The 20,645-nt window shown below is 45.3% G+C and carries 16 protein-coding genes; 10 read left to right on the forward strand and 6 right to left on the reverse strand.

The window, feature by feature from the left end; all coding sequences use genetic code 11:
- Nucleotides 1-4: 4 nt before the first annotated feature.
- The 4 genes from LU297_RS05370 to LU297_RS05385 form a co-directional block, all read right to left on the reverse strand.
- Nucleotides 5-784, reverse strand: a complete 780-nt coding sequence (locus LU297_RS05370) for a transporter substrate-binding domain-containing protein (RefSeq protein ID WP_263075534.1) — start codon at nucleotides 782-784, stop codon at nucleotides 5-7.
- A gap of 84 nt (nucleotides 785-868) precedes the next feature.
- Nucleotides 869-1,651 (reverse strand): ABC transporter ATP-binding protein, encoded by a 783-nt coding sequence (locus LU297_RS05375; RefSeq protein ID WP_263075535.1) that lies wholly within the window; start codon nucleotides 1,649-1,651, stop codon nucleotides 869-871.
- Nucleotides 1,652-2,056: 405 nt separating this feature from the next.
- Nucleotides 2,057-3,334: a citrate synthase gene (gene gltA / locus LU297_RS05380; protein ID WP_263075536.1), complete on the reverse strand. Its 1,278-nt coding sequence runs from the start codon at nucleotides 3,332-3,334 to the stop codon at nucleotides 2,057-2,059.
- Between the two features lie 15 nt (nucleotides 3,335-3,349).
- The gene (locus LU297_RS05385) at nucleotides 3,350-3,496 is read right to left on the reverse strand and encodes a hypothetical protein (protein ID WP_263075537.1); all 147 of its coding nucleotides are present in this window, start codon (nucleotides 3,494-3,496) and stop codon (nucleotides 3,350-3,352) included.
- Between the two features lie 561 nt (nucleotides 3,497-4,057).
- Between LU297_RS05385 and sdhC the strand changes: the two genes are divergently transcribed.
- The 4 genes from sdhC to LU297_RS05405 all read left to right on the forward strand — a co-directional run bounded on the left by sdhC (nucleotide 4,058) and on the right by LU297_RS05405 (nucleotide 7,611).
- Nucleotides 4,058-4,447 carry a succinate dehydrogenase, cytochrome b556 subunit gene (sdhC, locus tag LU297_RS05390; RefSeq protein ID WP_263075538.1) on the forward strand — a complete coding sequence of 130 codons (390 nt, stop codon included), beginning with the start codon at nucleotides 4,058-4,060 and terminating at the stop codon, nucleotides 4,445-4,447.
- A 17-nt stretch (nucleotides 4,448-4,464) separates the two neighbouring features.
- Entirely contained in the window at nucleotides 4,465-4,800 is a 336-nt protein-coding gene (sdhD, locus tag LU297_RS05395; protein WP_263077338.1) for a succinate dehydrogenase, hydrophobic membrane anchor protein, read from the forward strand.
- A 41-nt stretch (nucleotides 4,801-4,841) separates the two neighbouring features.
- Nucleotides 4,842-6,695, forward strand: coding sequence for a succinate dehydrogenase flavoprotein subunit (sdhA, locus tag LU297_RS05400; RefSeq protein WP_263077339.1), 1,854 nt, complete (start codon nucleotides 4,842-4,844; stop codon nucleotides 6,693-6,695).
- Nucleotides 6,696-6,900: 205 nt separating this feature from the next.
- The gene (locus LU297_RS05405; protein ID WP_263075539.1) at nucleotides 6,901-7,611 is read left to right on the forward strand and encodes a succinate dehydrogenase iron-sulfur subunit; all 711 of its coding nucleotides are present in this window, start codon (nucleotides 6,901-6,903) and stop codon (nucleotides 7,609-7,611) included.
- A gap of 71 nt (nucleotides 7,612-7,682) precedes the next feature.
- On the opposite strand, the gene LU297_RS05410 is transcribed toward LU297_RS05405, so the two are convergent.
- Nucleotides 7,683-8,849: a DUF1615 domain-containing protein gene (locus LU297_RS05410; protein ID WP_263075540.1), complete on the reverse strand. Its 1,167-nt coding sequence runs from the start codon at nucleotides 8,847-8,849 to the stop codon at nucleotides 7,683-7,685.
- A gap of 123 nt (nucleotides 8,850-8,972) precedes the next feature.
- Entirely contained in the window at nucleotides 8,973-9,929 is a 957-nt protein-coding gene (locus tag LU297_RS05415; protein ID WP_263075541.1) for an acyl-CoA thioesterase, read from the reverse strand.
- A 123-nt stretch (nucleotides 9,930-10,052) separates the two neighbouring features.
- On the opposite strand from LU297_RS05415, the gene plsB reads away from it, so the two are divergent.
- The 6 genes from plsB to LU297_RS05445 all read left to right on the forward strand — a co-directional run bounded on the left by plsB (nucleotide 10,053) and on the right by LU297_RS05445 (nucleotide 20,632).
- Nucleotides 10,053-12,605 carry a glycerol-3-phosphate 1-O-acyltransferase PlsB gene (gene plsB, locus LU297_RS05420; RefSeq protein ID WP_263075542.1) on the forward strand — a complete coding sequence of 851 codons (2,553 nt, stop codon included), beginning with the start codon at nucleotides 10,053-10,055 and terminating at the stop codon, nucleotides 12,603-12,605.
- 201 nt (nucleotides 12,606-12,806) lie between these two features.
- On the forward strand, nucleotides 12,807-13,571 hold the full coding sequence (locus LU297_RS05425; protein WP_263075543.1) for an ABC transporter ATP-binding protein: 765 nt from the start codon (nucleotides 12,807-12,809) through the stop codon (nucleotides 13,569-13,571).
- 11 nt (nucleotides 13,572-13,582) lie between these two features.
- Complete coding sequence (locus tag LU297_RS05430) at nucleotides 13,583-14,497, forward strand: TroA family protein (protein WP_263075544.1); 915 nt, start codon at nucleotides 13,583-13,585, stop codon at nucleotides 14,495-14,497.
- Nucleotides 14,497-16,503 carry a Fe(3+)-hydroxamate ABC transporter permease FhuB gene (gene fhuB, locus LU297_RS05435; protein WP_263075545.1) on the forward strand — a complete coding sequence of 669 codons (2,007 nt, stop codon included), beginning with the start codon at nucleotides 14,497-14,499 and terminating at the stop codon, nucleotides 16,501-16,503. Before LU297_RS05430 ends, fhuB begins: the two co-directional genes overlap by 1 nt.
- Before the next feature lie 91 nt (nucleotides 16,504-16,594).
- Complete coding sequence (locus tag LU297_RS05440; RefSeq protein WP_263075546.1) at nucleotides 16,595-18,931, forward strand: TonB-dependent receptor; 2,337 nt, start codon at nucleotides 16,595-16,597, stop codon at nucleotides 18,929-18,931.
- A 54-nt stretch (nucleotides 18,932-18,985) separates the two neighbouring features.
- Nucleotides 18,986-20,632, forward strand: coding sequence for a multidrug ABC transporter permease/ATP-binding protein (locus LU297_RS05445; RefSeq protein WP_263075547.1), 1,647 nt, complete (start codon nucleotides 18,986-18,988; stop codon nucleotides 20,630-20,632).
- Nucleotides 20,633-20,645 lie beyond the last annotated feature (13 nt).

The raw sequence follows: 20,645 nt of genomic DNA on the forward strand, positions 1-20,645 counted from the left end.
AATATTAGTTACCAAAATGGAGTTTTTCTAGTTCTGCCAGTTTGCCGCTTTCTTTGACTTTTGCCAAAGCAGCGTCAATGTCAGCTTTTAGGGTATCGCCCTTGCGAACCGCAATGCCTAGATGGTCGTTGTTGTCAATCTCTTCGCCAACCAAGCCAAAACCTTGATTGTCTGCTTGTTTTAGCCAGTCGCTGGCGGAAACTTTTTCTGCCATCACAGCTTGGTTACGACCTGCTTTTAGGTCAAGATAGGCATTGGTATAGGTGTCATACAGCTTGACGGTATTGCCATCTTTGCCATCGTATTTTTCGCTGATGTAGGCAGCACCTGTGGTGGCTCTTTGACTGCCTAGGACAAGATTTTTGATGTTATTTGGGTCAAAGCTACCATCATTTTTGGCAAGCCAAACGATGGTGTTTGAAAAATAAGGTTCGCTAAAATCAACCTGAGCTTGGCGTTCTTTGGTGATGGACATACCAGCGATGATGGCGTCATAGTGATTGGCAAGCAGGCTTGGAATCAGACCGTCCCAATCTTGGGCTTTAATCTCGCATTCGGCATTCATTTCAGCACATACTGCTTGAATGACATCAACATCAAAACCGACAATTTTGCCATCTGGTGTGGTGTTGTTGAACGGAGGGTAGGCAGCTTCGGTGGCGATGGTCAGTTTGCGTTTTTCAGCAGTTGGCTGGGCATCTGCTTGCTCGGCTGACTTGTCTTGACCGCAGCCAACTAAGACAGTACCACAAAGTACAGCAAGAGCGGTTAGGCGTTTTAGCATGATAAATCCTTAAAAAGTACAAATGAAAAAATCAACAATATTTAAGTCAAATATATTTTGGTAATCAAATCACACGGCACAAAATCATTGGTGAGAGGCCATAAATTCACGCACACGGGGCGATTTTGGGTTGTCAAACACTTCGCTTGGCGTGCCAATTTCTTCGATGCGACCTTGATGTAAAAAGACCACCTTGCTTGATACCTCACGAGCAAAACGCATCTCGTGGGTCACAATCAGCATCGTACGACCTTCTGCGGCTAATTCTCGCATCACCGCCAGCACTTCATTGACCAGCTCGGGGTCAAGAGCGGAGGTTGGTTCGTCAAATAGTAAGACTTGTGGACGCATGGCAAGTGAACGAGCGATGGCAACACGCTGTCTTTGACCGCCTGATAGATTGTCAGGGTAGGCGTCTTTTTTATCCAATAGACCCACTTTGGTCAATAGTCTTTCAGCGTCTTTAATCGCCTCTTCTTTGGATAAGCCTAAGACTTGCGTTGGTCCTTCGATGATGTTTTGCAAAATGGTCTTATGTGGCCATAGATTAAAACTTTGGAACACAAAGCCGATTTTGGAACGCAATTTTTCAAGCTGGCGTTTATCGGCGGCAATCAACTCGTCTTTTTTGGCTTTTAGTTTCAGCTCTTCTTGACCGATAAAAATTTTGCCAGAGCTTGGGTTTTCAAGCAGGTTAATGCAGCGTAGCAGGGTTGATTTACCCGAACCTGATGAACCAAGAATGCTGATGACATCGCCATCGTGTGCGGTTAAAGACACGCCTTTTAAGACTTCCAGCGAGCCGTAATTTTTGTGAATGTCCTGCAAGTCTAATGCAATCGGTCTTGAATCTGAAATGTCAGTCATGGCTATCCTAATGTTGAAGTCGTCAAATATCAATCAATGCACCATCAATATATCGCATCAATTTTTTGGGTGCATCATCGCATTCTATATTTTTACCCAAAACATCAATAAAGGCAAATATTTTTCATCACTTTTTGTGATTTTATCAGCTTTTCTTGGATTTTTGTTAACATTATTAACAAATAAGCAATATTTGGCAATAATATCCCATTTCATTTGTTGTACCACCAAGTTTTTTGTTCAGCATAAGTCCTTGAAATCATAATTGAGCGTTGATTTGGTTTGTGATTTTTTTTAGATGAATGTGAGCGTATTTATTGATGTTGATTTGGGCATGATAGGGCAGTGGTTATTGAATAAAAAAATTCCCCAAAAGATTTTTTGGGGAATTTAGGAACAAGCAGTTTATTTGCGTTCGTTCACTGGTACGAATTGACGGTGTGTTTCGCCAGTATAGCGTTGGCGTGGACGACCGATTTTGAAAGATTCTGAATGCATTTCTGTCCAGTGAGCAATCCAACCTGCGGTACGAGCCAAAGCAAAGATGACGGTAAACATCGAGGTTGGGATACCGATGGCTTTTAGGATAATGCCAGAGTAGAAGTCCACATTCGGGTACAGCTTACGCTCGATGAAGTAAGGGTCTGATAGGGCGATTTTTTCTAGCTCCATTGCCAGTTGTAGTTTTGGATCGTTCACACCCAAAGCACTTAGCACTTCATCGCAAGTTTCTTTCATGACTTTGGCACGAGGGTCAAAGTTCTTATAGACACGATGTCCAAAGCCCATTAGCTTGGCTTCTTTGGTTTTGACTTTTTCCATGAACGGAGCGACATTTTCAATCGTGCCAATTTCATCTAGCATTTGTAGTACAGCTTCGTTTGCACCACCGTGTGATGGTCCCCATAGAGCGGCAATACCTGCTGCGATACAGGCGTATGGGTTTGCTCCTGTTGAACCAACCAAACGCACGCTAGAAGTAGAGGCATTTTGCTCATGGTCAGCGTGTAGCGTGAAAATCTTGTCCATTGCTTTAACAAGCACAGGATTTGGCTTGTAATTGACATCGCCTGGGGTAGCAAACATCATGTATAGGAAGTTTTCAGCGTAGCTAAAATCTTTGCGTGGATACATGAACGGTTCGCCAATAGAGTATTTGTAGCTCATTGCCGCCAGTGTTGGGGCTTTGGCAATCAAATCCACACAAGTATCATCACGATGTTTTGGGTCAGAGATGTCTAGATGGTTGTGATAGAACGCAGACAATGCACCCACCACGCCCAGCATGATTGCCATCGGGTGAGCGTCACGGCGAAAACCTTCAAAGAACTTACGCAGTTGGTCATGAACTGCCATTCTTTTGCTGATGCGAGCTTCAAACTTCGCTTTTTGTTCAGCATTAGGTAGTTCGCCATAAAGTAGTGCGTAGCAGACTTCTGAATATTCTGCTTGACTTGCCAAATCAGCGATGTCGTAGCCACGATGTAGTAGCTCGCCTTTGTCGCCATCAATGTAAGTGATTTTTGATTCCACAGGTGCTGTCGCCATAAAGCCTGGGTCATAAGTCCATAGACCTGCTTTTGCAATCGCACTGACATCAACCACAGGACGACCTAGCGTGCTTTCTAGCACAGGCATTTCATATTCAACACCATCAACGGTAAGAGTAACTTGTTTTGACATAAAAACCTCTTTGTTTTAAGTTGCATCTACCCAGTCACTAAGGTTTTTTGCCGCTTTCCCTGCCAACAAAGGCATCAGCGATGTGTAGATGAGCTGTATTGCACCTGCCATCACAGCCTGTGTGCCAAGTGCAGCTTCCTTGTTTTGATTGTAAATGGGCATCTGATGACAGACACCACTCAACTAATGAGTTTTTTGATGATACAAAAACTTTACCCAAGTTACAAGCATTTTTTTATTTAAAGTTGGCATAATGACTGCTCAGTATAAATTTTCCATTGGTTTTCTTTACCCTCCGATATTTCATGAATGATGACTGTATCAAAAAATGGCTTCGTTGATGTTGTTTGGCAAGGTTTTAAGCTGATTTATTGGCATAAAAAATCAGGGGCTGGTTATTTTGACATTATTTGTAACAATTTTACATTTGGTATTTGAAAAAAATTACAGGATTTTTACACAAAATTAGGGATTTTGTTTGTAATTATTCATCAAGAGTTTTATAATCTATAAGATTTATTACCGCACTTTCTTAAACGATAATCACTCGCATTGTCAAGTGTTTCGCTAAAAACTTGGCGAAATGATGTGATGATTTTTGGAAAGTTTTTTATTGTTTTATTGTGGTGCTCGCTGCATTTGAAATTATTCAAGTGATGGACAGCCAAGCTGCTCCAATCCAGCCAGCTACTCCTTGCCGTTGTCGGCGTAAATGATATAAGGATGCCCGCTGTGAAAAGCAACCGACCGATTGATTTACCTCTAAGTCAAGTGATTAAGGTGAACTCAAAATCACCCATCGCAATGGCTTCTATTTTGCACCGTGTTTCAGGGATTGTTTTATTTTTGCTTGTTCCTGTGATGCTTTGTGTATTACAAACCTCTTTGTCATCTGCCGAAAATTTTGCGGCTGTGTTTGACAATATTGCTGTGCGTTTTGTGGCGTGGATTTTTGTGGCTGCGACCGCTTATCACTTTGTGATGGGTATTAAGCATCTGCTTGCCGATTTGGGCATGAACGAAGAGTTCAAATCTGGGCGTACCGCTGCTATCATCAGTTTTGTGATTGCTGCGGTATTGATTGTCGCATCGTTTGTATGGGTGATGTTCTAATGAGAAATAATTCTGGTATTAAAAGTGCGACAGGTCTGACAGGTTCAGGCTCTCGTGACTGGGTATTACAACGCCTAAGTGCCGTTGTTTTGGCGATTTACAGCATTGTTGTGGTGGGTTTTTTCCTATTTAATGATGTGAATTTTGAAGTTTGGCACGGCTTTATGATGAGCTTGCCAATGAAATTATTCAGTCTGGTGGCGATTTTGTCATTGGTATTCCATGCTTGGGTGGGTATGTGGACGGTGTTTACTGACTATGTCAAATCATCAGGTCTGCGTATCGTTCTACAAGCCATCGTCATTGTTGCGATTTTGGCGTATTTGTTTTGGGGTGTGATGATTTTTTGGTAATCCTTAAAAATCGTCCCTGTTAAGAATTATTAGGAAAAAAGATTATGGCATTAGCACCAGAAAAACCTATTGAAAATATCCCTACCCTAAACTTTGATGCGGTCATTGTTGGCGGTGGCGGTTCAGGCATGAGAGCCTCATTGCAGTTGGTTAATGGCGGTATGAAAGTCGCTGTTTTGACCAAAGTATTCCCAACTCGTAGTCACACGGTAGCTGCCCAAGGCGGTATCGGTGCGTCTTTGGGTAACATGAGTCCTGATAACTGGCATTTTCACTTTTATGACACCGTCAAAGGCTCAGACTGGCTAGGCGACCAAGACGCTATTGAATATATGTGCCGTGAAGCACCAAAAGTGGTGTATGAGCTAGAACACATGGGCATGCCGTTTGACCGTAACGCAGATGGTACGATTTATCAGCGTCCATTTGGTGGACATTCTGCTGAATACGGTGCTAAGCCTGTACCTCGTGCCTGTGCTGCTGCTGACCGTACTGGACACGCTCTACTGCATACGCTTTATCAAAAGAACCTAGAAAAAGGCACACAGTTTTTTGTTGAGTGGATTGCCCTTGATTTGATTAAAGATGAAGAAGGCAACATCAACGGTGTGATTGCTCTTGACCAAGAAACAGGTAAAGTTAGCGTTTTCCAAGCCCAAACTACCGTGCTTGCCACAGGTGGTGCAGGTCGTATCTTTAAAGCATCGACCAATGCCTACATCAATACAGGTGATGGTCTTGGCATGGCAGTGCGTGCTGGCATTCCTTTGCAAGACATGGAATTTTGGCAATTCCACCCAACAGGTGTGGCAGGAGCAGGCGTACTATTGACCGAAGGCTGCCGTGGTGAGGGTGCGATTTTGCGTAACAAGCACGGCGAAGCCTTTATGGAACGCTATGCCCCAACCCTAAAAGACCTAGCACCTCGTGACTTCGTTTCTCGTTCGATGGACCAAGAAATCAAGGAAGGTCGTGGCTGTGGCCCAAATGGCGACTACATCGTGATGGACATGACTCACTTAGGTGCTGCCACTTTGATGAAGCGTCTGCCATCAGTTTTTGAAATCAGTAAAAACTTTGGTAATGTGGACATCACCAAAGAGCCTGTCCCTGTTGTACCAACCATTCACTACATGATGGGTGGCATCCCGACCAACATTCATGGTCAGGTGACTGTGCCTGTGCTTGATGGTCATGTGGACGAGCAAGGTCTATATACCGAAGGTCGTGTCATCAAGGGTCTGTATGCCATCGGCGAATGTGCGTGCGTGTCAGTGCATGGTGCAAACCGCCTAGGCACGAACTCGCTACTTGACCTTGTGGTATTTGGTCGTGCCGCAGGTCAGCATATCCTAGATGAATTTGCCAAATCTGACCGCAGCTATAAGCCACTAAGCCCACAAGTGCTTGACTTTACTTTGGCTCGCTTGAATAAATTGCAAGATTCTACCGAAGGCTATAATGCCCAAGAAATCGGTGATGAAATTCGTCAAATCATGCAAGATCACGCTGGTGTATTCCGTACCCAAGAGTTGATGGATAAGGGCGTGGAGCGTATCTTGGCATTAGAGCCAAAGATTAACCAAATCCATTTGGCGGATAAATCGCAGGTATTTAACACCGCTCGTATTGAAGCATTGGAAGTGGCAAACCTATACGAAGTTGCCAAAGCAACGATGATTTCAGCCTCTTTGCGTCATGAGTGCCGTGGTGCTCACAGCGTGCTAGACTATGAGCGTCCAGAAGATGACAGCTATGCACCACTAGGACGAAATGACCATGAGTGGATGAAGCATACACTATGGTACTCAGAAGGTAATAAAGTGGTTTATAAGCCAGTTCGTAAAACACCTTTGACCGTAGAATATTGCGAACCACGAGTGCGTACATTCTAATCAGCCATTAGGATAGGTTGTGATGGCTTCATGTTTATCCATCACAACCCATATCGCAAGTCCAGCTTGACCTAGCAGTAGCCTTAGGGGCTTGCCAAAAAGCTGATTTTATTGAATTTTAAAATTTTTAGAATAAATTAGGTCATTTTTGAGCAGATGCAACAAGACATTGCTTAAAAATCCCAAATACCCAATGGAGAAACCCATGAGTCGAGGTAAACGCATTGTAGAGATTTATCGCTACGATCCAGATAAAGACAAAGCCCCTTATATGAAAACATACGAGATTGAACTGCTTGACAGCGATCGTATGTTACTTGATGTCCTACTTCGTCTAAAAAAACAAGATGAAACCCTAACTTTCCGCCGCTCTTGCCGTGAGGGTATCTGTGGTTCGGACGGTATGAACATCAATGGCAAGAATGGTTTGGCGTGTCTAATCAACATGAACACATTGCCAGAAAAAATCGTCATTCGTCCATTGCCAGGTTTGCCTGTCATCAAGGATTTGGTGGTGGACATGAACCAATTCTATGAGCAATACGAAAAAGTACATCCGTACTTGATTAACAACCAGCCTGCACCGCCAACCGAACGCTTGCAGTCACCAGAAGACCGTGAAAAACTTAATGGTCTGTATGAGTGTATCTTGTGTGCGTGTTGCTCGACTTCTTGCCCATCGTTCTGGTGGAATCCAGATAAGTTCCTTGGGCCATCAGCATTGCTTAATGGCTACCGCTTCATCATCGACAGCCGTGACAATGACACCCAAGCTCGTCTTGCAAGACTTGACGACCCATTTAGCCTATTCCGTTGCCGTGGCATCATGAACTGTGTGTCGGTATGTCCAAAGGGATTAAACCCCACCAAAGCCATCGGTCACATCAGAAGTATGCTGCTTGACCAAGCAGGCTAAGCCAAGCGTCAAAAAAACCGCATCATTAGGTGCGGTTTTTTTGTGTTGGTGTTTATGCTTGGTGGGTGTTGTTAGGTTAATTTTGATTTTTTGGCGGCACTCATGCAGGTCTGATAGCGTTTATCCACCCGAGTGGCGAACCAGTTGGTGTCATAATCTTGACTGAGTTTTGGCCCTGAAATGACGACTTTTGGCATGATGGCATAACTGGCAGGCTTGCCTGTTTTTTGGGTAAACAGCTCATTGACCAGTTGATAGGTTTGTGTTTGCTCAAAAGATTTTTTCTTTTCTTTTTTCAAATCAGAACGGATTTGTCGTTCGTTTAGCGGTTGCTTGGTTTTGGCAAGCAGTGCGACTAACACTTTTTCGGTTTGGCTTTTTTTGATGGTGGGACTGCCATCATTATATAGCAATAAATCGCCATCAATGGAAATTTTTTCGCCCGTCAAGGTGGCGATACGCTGCTGAAAAGCGGCATTACGACTAGAATACATGCCCGAATTATAATCCGCAAAGCGATACAATGGTCTGTCATAGTCGGCTTGATAGACCATCAAGCGATGAATGCCATAATACAGACCGCCAAATTGTGTGTACAAATCCTGTCTAAGCTCACGGTCGCTCATATTGACACGGCGATGACTGCGAGCATAATCAATATGCACCTGCATTGAGCCTAGCGTGGTGATGGGATTGATGCGTTCGTCAATGCCTTGTCCGCTTAGTTTGGTGATTTGCGACAAAGAATTGACTTTATAGGTGGTGGTAAAATAATCAAAAATCTTTTGGTACAGCTCATCAAGCTCTTTTTCGGTTTTGACTTTTTTGATTTGCTTGATGAAGTTGTCTTGTTTATTTGGGCGGGTTTCTAGCATCGTGCGAAATACGCCAGCCAACGGTTTGCCCAATTTGCTTTCTAATTTTTCGTCAATGGCGTTCAAGGCGGCATTGCCCAGATTTGGCACACTAGGGTCTGCCACGAAGTTGGATTCTTGGTCGATGACAGCGATGGCAGTGCAGATGTTTTGGGCGGTTTTGTCGAGGCGTAATTGGTCAAAAACCGAAGCGATGTCCGCAGCCCAACTTTGGGAGTTCTTGACATGAGTGGGAATGAGCTTGGCGATTTGTTTGTTGCTCAGCGATGTGCCAGTATCAGACTGATGGCTGGGTAAGTCACAGCCAGTCATTGCCACAATGCCCATCATCAAAAAAGCAGTACGAAAGATTGTCTGTCTCATAACGCTACGACCAAAAGAAAAACCACCATTATATTAAGTGATGACAGCATACTCGTCAATATGCTGTACAAAAGATAACCGATGGGCAAACTTTAAGGCATGATATGTCAGATGCTGGCTGTGTCAAATATTATCAAGTATGGAGCGATGCAGACGCATCAGACCTTCTTGTTGTGTGGTGGCGACCAGCTTACCATCTTGCCAAAATTGCCCATGATTAAGACCTTTGGCGTGGCTGGTGGTGTCGCTCCACATGTCGTAGAGTAAAAATTCTCTGATGTCAAAAGGGCGATGAAAGTGCATACTATGGTCAATGCTGGCAATCTGTAAGCCTTTTTGCATGAAGCTGATGCCATGACTCATCAATCCTGTGGCAACCAAATAAAAATCTGATGAAAAAGCCAGTAGGGCTTGGTGGACGCAGGCGGGCTGATTGCCCAAATCAGCAATGCGTAGCCAGTTGGCTTGGTGCGGTTTGGTCTTGGCAGGCGTGATGGGGTCTTGGGGGAAAATGGGGCGAATCTCAATGTGGCGTGGACGCATGAAGCGAGCTTGCAATGCTGGGTCAATGCGGTCAAGATACTGTGCTTTTAGCTCTTGTTCGGTCGGCAGGCTCATTGGTGCTGGGTAGTCTGGCATTTGGGTTTGATAGTCCAGACCGCCTTCCATCGGCGAAAAAGAGGCAATCATCGAAAAAATGACCTGTTCTGTCTTGATGGGCAGACCTTGTTCGCTGGTGCTGTCCACATACTGCACGGCAATGATTTCTCGTGCTGACAAACTGCGTCCATCTCTGAGGCGACGCACCTGATAGACGATGGGCAATCGAATGTCCCCACCACGCAAAAAATAGCCGTGCAAGCTATGGCATGGCTTGTCATCGGTCAAGGTGCGAGCTGCTGCCATCAAGGCTTGTGCCAATACTTGCCCGCCAAACACCCTAGGGCCGACATAATCAAAACTTTGACCTTCAAACACATCATCGCTTAGCTGCACCAAATCTAATGTATTTAATAAATCTTGCACGCTGGCGGTCTGCTGGCGTGGTGTGTGGGCGTAGCGGTCATATGAAGTTTGCATAAAAAATCATCAAAATTATCAATAAAAATCGACCAAAATTATAGCATTTTTTTGATATGTTTAGCCAAAAAATTAAAAAAATGATACAATGGGTTAATTGATTTTAATGAAAAAGTTTTTTGTATGTTTAAACTGCCAAAGTGGTTTGGTCAAACAAACCAATCTAACAATCAAGAAAGCACCTTAGAACAAAAACCAAGCTCGTATCGTCGCTTATCCGCCAAAGGATTGTCGCTGGCGGTCAAGCCAAGCCTGATTGGTGAAGTGCCAGAGTTGGATACGCACATACCGACTTTTTATGTGATTCGAGCTTATTCTCGCTCCAATAGTTTGCTGGTTGGTATGCAGACGCAGGAGCTTGGCTTGCCATCAGCACTGGCTCCCATTAAAACCGATGACATCAACGAAACTTCGGCGATGATTTTTTTGCAAGACCGCAGACAAGGCAATCCGACCAAGCCAAGCTCTCGGCTTGATAGATTGATTGCAGCGGCACTTGCCAATCCAGAATTACAAGTCAGATTAGTGCCAGTCACGATTTTATGGGGACGAGCCCCTGACAAAGAGGAGTCTTTGTTCCGTTTGTTGATGGCGGACGAATGGCAGTCGCCCAATATTCCCAAGCAGCTGTTTAATATTGGCGTGATGGGGCGAGATACTTTTGTGCAATTTTCCAAGCCAAAAGACCTGCAAAAACTCATCAGTGATGCTAAGGCAGGCGTGGGCGATGACCTGACACAAATCATTGCGTTGCGACTCAAAGGCTATCTGGATAAGCAACGCACCAGCATTGTTGGGCCTGATTTATCCGACAGACGCAATATTGCAGGGACGATTCTATCATCGCCTGTGGTGCAGGCCGCCATCGAAAAAGAAGCCCAAGCCTCAGGTCGCAGTATCGCTCAGGTTAAGGCAGAGGCACAAGGCTATCTGGGCGAGATTACCAGTGATTATTCGCATTCGGTGATGCGATTTTTTGACCACTTTTTGACTTGGCTATGGACTCGCCTGTACGATGGCGTGGAAGTGCGACACTTTGAGCGAGTGAGGGAGCTGGCTGCCGACCATCAAATCGTCTATGTACCGTGCCATCGCAGCCACATGGACTACCTATTATTATCTTATGTGATTTATAAACAAGGATTAAGAATACCGCACATCGCTGCTGGCGATAATCTAAATATTCCGATTTTGGGCGAGATTTTGCGAAATGGCGGTGCGTTCTTCATGCGTCGTAGTTTCAAGGGTAATGCCCTATACAGCACGGTGTTTAAGGAGTATGTACACAGCCTTATGCAGCGAGCAGCACCGATGGAATATTTCATCGAGGGTGGTCGTTCTCGTTCGGGTCGTCTGTTACCGCCCAAACTTGGTATGCTGGCGATGACGGTGAATAGCCATCTTAGAGAGCCTGCCAAGCCTGTGGTGTTTATCCCAACTTACATCAGCTATGAACGCATCATGGAAGGGGCAACTTATGTGGGCGAATTAAAGGGCAAGCCCAAAGAAAGTGAAAACTGGCTTGGTATCCTAAAAACCGCTCGCAAGATTGAACGGATTTTTGGTACGGTGCATTTGGTGTTTGGCGAACCGCTACATTTGAATGATTTTATGCAGAAATTTTCTGTCAAGCCGATGGAAAATTCTGATGAAAACACCAAAAACACGCACGCCATGGTACAAAATCTGGGCGTCAAAGTGATGCAAAACATCAATAAAGCGGCGGTGGTCAATCCTGTATCATTGTTGGCTTTGGTGCTGTTATCCACGCCAAATCTGGCACTTGATGAGAATCAGTGTATTCAGCAGATTCAACTGTATCAGCATCTTGCCCAAGCATTGCCTTATGATGCTGACACTCATGTGACCGACATGACCCCAAAACAAATCATCGATCATGGAGTGAAGCTAAAACTCATCGAACGCACGCCACATATTTTGGGCGACATGGTGCGTGTGGCGGACAAACAAGCTCCTTTGCTGAGTTATTTTAGGAACAACATCTTGCATGTGTTCATCATTGCAAGTTTTATGGCGGCATTGGTACAACGAAATGGTCGTATCTATCGAGATAAATTAGATGGCATCACCAAGCTGCTGTACCCGTTTTTACAAAGTGAATTATTTTTAAAAACTTCCCTAAGAAACATCACTGAGACGACCGATGGCGTGCTGGATTTGCTCATCGAACAAAAAGTGATTGTGGACTTGGGCGATGGTGTGCTTGGCTCGCCACAGGGTAATAGCGTGGCATATCAGCAGTTGATGGTGCTGGCTGCTCCTGCCCAGCAGAGTTTGGAACGCTATTTTATGGCATTGACTTTATTGTCAGAGCAAGGCTCAAACCGCCTGACAACTGAACAGTTTATCAATCTGTGCCATGTGCTTGGTCAAAGAATCTCGGTGCTACACGCCGATGATTTGCCAGATATGTTTGACAAAGCATTGTTCCAAAGTTTCATTGATACTTTGGTGCGAACAGATTATGTCAGCATTGATGACAAAACAGAACTGCTCAAATTTGATGAACGCATCGATCAGATTGCCCAAAACGCCAAATTTGTCTTGCAGCCCGATGTGATGCAGCTGCTTCGCCACAGTGCCAATCTGTCTAACGAAGAGATGACGCTTGCCATCGAGCAGATGAGCCAAAAACGCAAATTTGGACGCAAGTGATGATGAATTTGGTTAGAATGCAAAACTTGTATTGACCTGATGGTGTTTTTATTATCATAAATTGTCATTGATTTTTTGTTTTGAGTTCATCAAGCCGTCAAACGCTTGTTTTGATGTGCTTGATGAGCTTTATTATTTGAAAAAGATTTGGGCGACTTGCCAAATTTCTTGCCCAGATATTTGTTTTTATAGATTGATTTTATGCTCATCACTCAACAGCTGTCGGTTTATGCTTACCAAAAAACCTTATTAAAAAACATCAACTTACAACTAAAACCTGCCACACTCTATGGTCTGATTGGGCATAATGGTTCTGGCAAGTCCACGCTCATCAAGGCGTTGTCTGGCAACATCAAGCCCAGCGATGGCAAGGTTTTGCTTGATGGGCAAAATCTGCATGATTTATCCCCAAAACTGCTTGCCAAACAACTGGCGTATCTGCCCCAAAAACTGCCCGAGCAAGCAGGATTTAGTACCAAAGAACTGGTGATGCTTGGGCGTTATCCGCACCAAAGTTTTCTATCTAGACCCTCTGAGCAGGATTATCAGCTGGTTGAAAAAGCGATGGCGGTAACAGGGGTTGCACCGTTTGCCGCAGCCAGTTTGGCAACTTTGTCAGGCGGTGAAAAGGCTCGCGCGTGGCTTGCGATGTGTCTGGCTCAAAAGACCCCTTATTTGTTGCTTGATGAACCATTAGCACCACTTGACATCGTATATCAAGTACAGATTCTTGAATTGATTCAACGCCTTGCCCACGAACAAGGTCTGTGCGTGGTGGTCATCATTCATGACATCAATCTGGCAAGTCAATTTTGTGATGAAATCATCGCCCTAAAAGGCGGGGAACTGGTCTATCAGGGCGATGCCCAGACCCTGATGAATGCAGAAACCTTGCACGATATTTTTGGGATAAGATTGACGCTATTGACGCACCCAACCACAGGCAAACAGGTGGCGGTGGTTTGATGAAAGGGTTTATGTTATTTGGCTTGGTTTTGATGATGACCGCTTGCTCCAAGACTGACGCACCGCATCAATCAACCAGCAATACCAATCATCTTAGTCCAAGCATGAGCATCATTACCCCAGATTGGGGCGTTGCATCGACGCTGGTCGGTATCGGCAATCCTCCTGTGGCGACGGGCGATTTGACCACTTTACCTGATTGGTCGGTCAGTCCAGCCATGCCTGAGGGTGTGATGGATTTGGGGACAAGATTCACGCCCAATCCTGAGCTGATGGCACAGTTATCGGCAGATTTGTTTATTTATACAGGATTTTATGGTCATCTAAACACCGTTACCATGCCTGCTTGGGAGTATCAAGGTGTTGATAGAAAAGGTCGAGAGCCTGTCTGGGCAGATTATGCGCAGGCTGTTTTGGCGTTGGGCGATAAAATTGGCAAAAAAGAACAAACGGTCAATTATATCAATCAGGTCGCCAAACACCTAGAACAGCAAGGAGAGATTTTTCAAAAGCGATATCCGCACATCAAGCGACTTGCTGTGATGCAAATTCCTAATGCCACTCAGTTTTATCATTACACCACATCTACGCCGTTTGGCGTGGCAATGGAAAAAATGGGATTGGCGTCGATGGCATTTGGCGATGCTGGCGAATGGGGTACTTATATTGGGCAACTCAATGAGCTGACCAAACTTGACGCAGATACTTGTCTTGTGATTGTTGCTCCGTTTAGTCCGATGCTCAAAGCAGAGCTGGCAAAAAATCCCTTATGGCAACGCTTAGGCTATGACGATGGCAGTCGCTGTGCGATGGTCATGCAACCTGCGTGGGCGTATGGCGATTTGGCGAGCATGACAGGGTTTGCTGATGGGCTGGTGAATGCGACTGCTTATACTGATTTTGGTCATCTTGGTGGTAATAAGTGATGATGAAAACAAGTCATGTATTTTTGATTGGATTGTTGGTTTTGGCATTCATCACAAGCCATGCTGTCATTGATGGGCAATGGCAAGGCGATGTGGCAACATTATTTTTATCCACCAATGTTTTATTGGAAAAATTAAATCACCATTCGCTGTCCCTAGCTGATTTTGGTGTCGCATTGTCGTTGATTCCCACGATGGTGGTGGCGATATTGGCAGGTGGACTATTGGGTGTGTGCAGTACCTTATTGCAGACCTTGACCAAAAATCCATTGGCGTCAGACAGCACTTTGGCGGTGGGCGGTGGAGCCCAAATGGCATTGCTGATTACCACGATTTTCTTACCCAGTTTTGGTTTGTATGGCAATTTTTGGGTGGGATTTTTGGGGGCATTAGCAAGCATTGGATTGATTTTTTTATTGTCCGCTCCTAGTCGGTTTAGCCCTGTGGTGATGGTGCTGTCAGGCTTGATGGTCAATATTGTGCTTGGGGCGGTTGCCAATGTACTGATTTTGCAGTATGCCCAATATGGACTGGGGGTGCTGTTGTGGGGCAGTGGTGTGCTGACCCAATCAGGCTTTACTAAGTCTTTGACGCTGCTGATGACTTTGTGTGTATTGATAATTGCCATCGCACCTGTCTATAAAGCGATGAGTGTGATGAGTCTTGATGATGAGCGTGCCAAAAGTCTGGGCGTGAGTGTGGGCAAGATTCGCCTGTATGTGACGGTGCTGGTGGCGGGTGTATTATCCATCATCGTGGGTAATTTAGGATTGATTGGTTTTGTGGGCTTGATGGGAGCGACGCTTGCCAATGCCATGCCCGTGCATCGACTGTGGCAAAAATTGCTGGCAAGTTTTGTGTTTGGGGCATTGACCTTATGGATTACCAGCAATCTAACCACGCTCTTTTTGGCAAATACAGGCATCGGAGCAGGGGCGATGACCGCTTTATTGGGAACGCCTTTGATGATTTATTGGTTGTTTCGCCTGCCCAAACAAAAAGATGACTCATTTGCCATTACCATGGCTTTTGACAAAACAGCTCGACCCCATCTGCTTGTGATGGCATTATTGCTTTTGATGATGATTGCTTTATGGTTTGCACCAAAAGTGGTCAATGATGGCACGATGATGCAAATCGTTTGGGCATGGGCAGGGATTGATGATGGCTGGCTCATCAGTGAATACCGCTTGCCAAGAACCTTGACGGCAATCAGTGCAGGTGTGATGCTATCTGTGGCAGGCGTGGTGCTACAAAGTATGAGCAACAACCCAATGGCAAGTCCAGAAGTGCTAGGCATCAGTAGCAGTACAGCCATGGGTGTGGTCGCAGGTTTTGTGATTTTGCCGATGATGGGCATCACACCAACGATGAGTACGCTGTTTGGCTTTGGTCTGGCGGGGGCAGCACTGTCTTTGGCGTTCATTCTTTGGTTGTCTGGTCGAGTGGCAAGTAGTGCATTACTGTTGACGGGTGTGGCGGTGTCTGCATTGGTGGGTGTGCTGATGAGCATCATCAAAGTCTCTGGCAATCCGCAGCTGACAACGGTGTTGTCATTTTTTTCAGGGTCAAGTTATTATGCCAATCCAAGCACTGCGTATGCTTATGCAGGGGTGGCGATGGCTGGTCTAATCATGGCTGTTTTGTATGCCAAACCGCTTGGATTGCTTGGCTTTGGCAGAGGCATTGCCCAAGGGCGTGGACTTGATGTGACTTGGACAAATGGGGTATTGCTTGGCTTGGTGGCACTGCTGTCTGTGACCGCCACTTTTGCCACAGGCGTGCTAAGTTTCGTTGGCTTGATGACACCGCACCTAGCGATGATGATGGGAGCTAGAACTTTACAACAACGCCTGTTGGTCTCAGCTTTATTGGGAGCGTGCCTGTTGGTGGTGGCTGACTGGGTGGGGCGTTATGTCATTTTCCCTTATGAAATCCCTGCTGGCACGATTGCCTCTTTGGTGGGAGGTGTGTATTTTGTTGGACTGATGAGAAAATTTCGATGAGCTGACTTTCTTTTTGGTCACGCTGATTGATTTGTTGCTTATTTTAATGATTTGTATTATCATTAAGCAATTTGGTGCATGAATGATTTGATTGAACACCAAAAGCCTGTACTTTTTGATGGAAAAAAGAAGTCTGCACATCAAGGTGCAGGCTTTTTTGTTGCACAAAAGTTTTTTTATGATGATTTGCCATGCACAAGATGACTGCTTGTCAAACTTCACCCAGTTGTTGGGCGTGTGCATGGTATTACAGAGTGATTTGATGATGCGTATTTCTCCTTTGTCTTTGACAATCAAAAGTTTATTAGTGACCAGCTTGATTGGTACTGCCGCTGCCAATAACAATGAGCCAGCTGATGTGAATTTGGGTACAGTTGTGGTGACGGTCAGTGCTGATGCCAGCAGCGTGGGTCTAAAAAAAGCTCATGCAGGCGGACAGTTTGCCAAAGGCAGTCGTGTGGGCATTTTGGGCAATAAAGATGTGATGGACACGCCTTTTTCTACCACAGCCTATACCCAAAAATTCATCAAAGACACCCAAGCTGACAGCGTGGGCGAAGTGCTAAAAAAAGACCCGACGGTACAGCTGGCACGAGGCTATGGTAATTTTCAAGAAGCCTACATGATGCGTGGTTTTGTGACTTATTCTGATGACACGATGTACAATGGTCTGTATGGCATCATGCCTCGACAATACACCGCTGGCGAGCTGTTTGAGCGAGTAGAGATTCAGCGAGGTGCTTCGGCTGCCCTTAATGGCGTGTCACCAGGCGGTGCTAACACAGGTGGTACGATTACTCTGCTACCAAAACGAGCTGGCAATAATCCAAAAAAAGAACTGACAGTCAGCTATGAATCAGATGGACAGGTCAAAGTGGCGGCTGATGTGGGGCAACGCTTCGTGGGTAACAAAGTGGGCGTGCGTGTCAATGCTGCCTATGGCAAGGGCGATGGTGCGGTATCGGGCGAAGAAAAAGAGACCAAGCTTATCTCTGTGGGCAGCGACTATCGTGGCGAAAACTTGCGTGTGTCTTTTGATGTCGGTCATCAAGAGGTAACAGACACCGCCAAACGCAGCAGTGTTGATGTCAATGCCGCCACCGTAGCACCAAAAGCGGTCAATGCTAAGACGAATTGGACACAAAACTGGGCAAATACCCAATCTAAGGACACCTTTGCAACCGTGCGTGGCGAGTACGATTTTAATGACAACATCACCGCTTTTGCTGCTTATGGTATGCGTCAAGGCGAAGAAAATAATGTGCTTGGTGGTGGATTTTTCTACTTGACTGATGGTAAGACGGGCGATGGCTATTACACCAGCTTTGATAATAATCGCAAGGACGACATCAAGACAGGCGAGCTTGGTGTTAAGGGTAATTTTCAAACGGGCAAGCTAAGCCATGCTTGGACACTGACCGCTAACGCCTATCAAGCCGAAGAAAAAAATGCCACCGTGTGGGATTGGAGTAATCAGCAAGCCAACAATCTATACAGTCCAACGCAGGGCGATAAGCCAGCGTTATCAGCAGCGGTGTATCGTTCGGGCGGTTCTTTGGACAACCCAAGTCTGACGGCGACCACCAAATTAAACAGCATTGCTTTGGCAAATACCATTGGTGCATTGGACGATGATTTACAGCTGACTTTGGGGGCTCGTTATCAAGCCATCAAAACCCAAGACCATACTTGGAATACTCATTATGATGACAGCAAAGTATCGCCTGTATTTGCTGCCAACTATCGTTTTGCTCCAAGCTGGTCAGCATTTGCCAATTATAGCGAAAAATTGACGGCAGGCAAAAATGTCAGCATCAATGCCAGCACCCAAATGCTTAAACCATATGTCTCCAAGCAGGCTGAATTGGGCGTGAAATATGACCAAGATGGCATCGGAGCGACCGCATCGGTTTTCCAAATCAAAGAACCAAGAGCATCTTTGGCAAATGGCAATGCCGACACCAAAGGCGATAATGTGCATCAGGGCTTGGAAGTGATGGTGTATGGTGCTGCCACACCAAATCTGCGTCTAAACACAGGCTTTACGGTGCTTGATGCCAAACAAAAAGACACAGACGATGCCTTTGATGGCAAGACAGTCATTGGTGCTGCCAAGTTTAATTGGCGTACAGGTGCTGAATATGACTTAGATGGCATCGAAGGATTAACTTTGACAGGCGATGTCTTACACACTGGCAGTCGCTATGCCAAAGCTGACAATAGCCTAAAAATCGATGGCTATACCTTGCTTAATCTAGGGGCAAGATACCACACCGAGCTGGGTGCCGTGCCAGTGACTTTGCGTGGCAATGTAGAAAATGTATTTAACACCAAGCATTGGGCAAGTGTGGGTGGCTATCCTGGACAGGGCTACTTGGTGGCAGGCGAGCCACGCACCGTCAAGGTCTCAGCATCGTTTGATTTTTAATCATCAACCTCTCACAACCAACCGTTTTTGCGGTTGGTTTTTGTTATGTTGTCTATGAAACAATCCACTTTATCAACCCTGCTATGGCAGACGCACCAATCCGCCCTATGGCAGGTGGTTCTTCTCAATCTCATCAACGCACTGGTTAATGTGGGCGTGTTGGCGTTCATTCATCACTATTTGTTTGATGCTCACTTTGTCATGGATGATTTGTGGTGGTTTTTTGGGCTGATTGCATTACTGCTTTTGACGACATTTTTGTCACAATATGCCTTGACGGTTTTGGGGCATCGTTTTATGTTTGGTCTTAAAACAACGCTCATTGAACGATTGCTCAACACCAATCATCAAACTTTGATGCAAATTGGCACGCCCAAAATTTTGGCAAGTTTATCCAATGACATACAAAGCATCACCATGGCGTTTGTCCGCTTACCAGAGCTGGCACAAGGTCTGATTGTCTGTGCGGTAGTGATGGTGTATTTGGGCAGTTTGTCGCTTGGGCTATTGGTGGCGGTGAGTATTTGGGTGGGTATCACGCTGTGGCTGAGCAAGGTGCTGGTTCATCGAGTGTATGCACATTTGACGAGTTTGCGACACATCGATGATGAGCTTTATGGCGATTATCAAGCGGTGCTAGATGGTCATCAAGGCTTGACGCTCAACAAAGCACGAGCCAGACGACTTCATCTTGGTTTTATGAACAAAGCCAGCACCTACCAAAAACACATCATCAAGGCAGATACTTATCATTTATCAGCGGTAAATTTTTCCAACATTTCGTTGTTTGGGTCATTGGGGCTGGTGATGGGGCTGACTTACTGGCTTGATTTGCCATTTGAGGTTGGGATTACTTTTGGTTTTGCGATTTTATTCTTGCAATCGCCTTTATTAAAGGCAGTTGGTGCATACCCTGTTTGGCAAACTGCCAAAGTCGCTTTTGATAAAATCAATGCATTACAACTACCAACAACTACCCAGTCTTTGCCACAACGACCACCGACACATTGGCGGCAAATCGTGTTGCATGATGTCAGCTATGGCTATGATGATGGTCATTTTGCACTCAAACAGGTTAATCTGACCTTAAATCGTGGCGAGACGCTGTTTTTGATTGGTACTAATGGTTCTGGCAAATCCACGCTTGCCAATGTTTTGTTGGGATTTGCCACGCCTCAAACAGGCACGATATACATTGACGACACACCAATCCATGCTGATGATATGAGAGATTATCAGGGGCTATTTTCGGCAATTTTTGTGGATTTTTATTTGTTTGATGCCTTGCTTGGCAAAGAAGATGAGTTGGTTGATGAGAGCTGGTATCAGGCATGGCTACATCGCTTGCAGTTAGATGATAAAGTTGAAATTGTTGATGGCATCATCAAAAATAATCATCTTTCTACGGGGCAAAAAAAGCGTCTTGCATTACTGATTGCCATCTGTGAGCAACGAGATATTTTGTTGCTTGATGAATGGGCAGGCGAGCAAGATCCTCATTATCGACATTATTTTTATCAAACCATTTTGCCAATATTGCAGGCGATGGGCAAAACGTTGTTCGTGATTAGTCATGATAATGCTTATTTTGACCAAGCAGACAGATTGTTTGAGATGAGAGGTGGTGTACTTAAAGAGTTGGTGGGCGATGATAGGGTGCAAGCCAGTCAAGGGGCGGTGGCACATTTAAGCAATAAGTGACCGATGTCGCCAA

The sequence above is a fragment of the Moraxella nasicaprae genome, assembly GCF_025643275.1.
In the GTDB taxonomy this organism is placed as follows: domain Bacteria; phylum Pseudomonadota; class Gammaproteobacteria; order Pseudomonadales; family Moraxellaceae; genus Moraxella; species Moraxella nasicaprae.